Source organism: Streptomyces sp. UW30 (assembly GCF_008042075.1).
GTDB lineage: Bacteria > Actinomycetota > Actinomycetes > Streptomycetales > Streptomycetaceae > Streptomyces.
The window spans coordinates 1,550,671-1,552,484 of sequence record NZ_RDBN01000053.1 but is presented as its reverse complement, the minus strand read 5'-3'; the positions used below and the strand labels follow the sequence as shown (position 1 = coordinate 1,552,484).

Sequence of the window (1,814 nt, the reverse complement as noted above, 5' to 3'; positions counted from 1 at the left end):
CCCGCCCCACCCACGCACGAGCGCCCCTCACGCCCCCTCCAAAGCCCCGGGCGCTCCCAGAAACCCCCACTCTCGATAAACCGGACAGGCCCCGATTCCGTCTCAGGATTCGGGGCCTGACTCTTGCCGGAGCCCATGGGCCGACCCCCGGTCAGTTCCCGGGTCGGCGACTGGACTTTGGTCAGGATCAGGGGCCTGATCCTCGCTTTCCGTCATCCACCTTTCCCCAAAGCCATTCCATCGAGTGACCGATGCCCTATCCGGCTGACGTGGGCTGACGCCCCAACTAGGGTGCGGCGCAAGCGTTCCGGCACTTGGCCCACCGGCATTGCGATGTCAGTGGTGGGTGCCACAGTGGGGGAGTGAGCAAAGCCAGGACAGTACGGACAGCCAGGGCAGCGCGGAGGGGGTGAGGTCCGGCCGTGACCGGTATGGGTGTCGAGGTGGGTGCGCAGGCCGCGCGTGCCCGGGCCCTCGCGGTGCTGCGCATCCGCAGCCGCGCGCTGGCCGTCGCCCTGTTGCCCGCGGCGGTCGCCGTGGTGCTGCTCGCCGGCGCCTCCACCGGCCATTTCGTCGGCCAGGGTTGGGATGCCGCCCGCTGGGTGGTGACCCCCGTCGCCGTCCTCGTCCTGCTCGCCGCCGGCCTCATCGCCCTGGTCGTCGCCCGCGCCCGCCCCGCCGTCAGCCCGACGGTCCAGGTCGCCGAGGAACAGGCCCCGGACCTGTACCGGCTGGTGCGCGACCTCGCCGACCGCCTCGACGTTCCCGCGCCGTCCGCGATAGCGCTCACCCCGGACTGCGACAGCTGGCTGGAGGACCGCACCCACCGGGCGCACGGCCCGCCCCCGGCCGAGGACCGCGACGAGGAAGGGCTCAACGGCCTGCGCGGCGGAAGCTCGCGCGGCGCCCACCGCCGTGCGCCCGCTGCCCCGGTTCTCGTCATCGGCTCCCCGTTCCTGTGGTGGATGCGCGTCGGCGAGCTGCGCGCGGTCCTCGCCCCGGTCGTCGCCGGTACGGGACCCTCCGCGCACCCGGACATAGCCCAGGCCCGGCGCTTCGTCCGGGGCCTGGACGCCGCCGTGGCCGTCGCCTCGACGCACGGCCGCTGCCCGGGGTCGCGGGCGGTGTGCGCGGGGATCGGTGCGGTAGCGCGGCTGCTGTTGCGCAGTTGCCGCGAGCACGCCGCCGAGATGGAGCGGGGCGTGGCCGCCGCGGCCGCCGAGCGTGCACAGGCTGTGGATTACGGACTGCGGATCGTCGCCCAGGAACAGGTCGGGCTGGCGTATGCCGGCTGGGACCGCCTGCTCACACGCGTCGCGCTGCCCGCCTGGCGGATGGGCCGCTGGCCCTCCCGGCTGGACGCCGGCGTAGTCGCCGCGCTCACCGAGCTGTCCCGCCGGGACCGTCTGGCCGAGGGCTTCGCCTCCCGACTGGGCGAGCGCCCCGCCTGTGACCTGCTCGAAGAGCCCGGCGTGGTCGACGAGGCCACCTCGCTGCTCGCCGCCCGCCTCTTCCACGGCGGCCCGGCCGAGCCCGGCCCCGACTGGTCCCCGGTGGACTGGCAGGCGTACCCGGAGGAGGTCGTCGACCGTAAATGGCGCGCCGACGCGGCCCGTCTCCACCGCGTGCTCGACGCCCTGGGAGTGCGCCGCACCACCGGCGACGCCACCCCGGAGTCCGGCGGCCCGACCCTGGCCCGCGTCCTGGACCACTTGTCGACCCCACCGGACGTCCCGGCCAGCGGCCCATCCGCCAGGCGGGCAGCGCGACGCGTGTGAGCAGGCGGTCCCAGCCGGCATACGCCAGCCCGACCT

At 74.7% G+C, this 1,814-nt stretch carries 1 pseudogene; it reads left to right on the top strand.

What is annotated here, in order from left to right:
* Positions 1 to 431: 431 nt before the first annotated feature.
* A pseudogene (locus tag EAO75_RS41500) lies at positions 432 to 1,739 on the top strand (hypothetical protein); the annotation flags it as partial.
* Between the last annotated feature and the right edge of the window lie 75 nt (positions 1,740 to 1,814).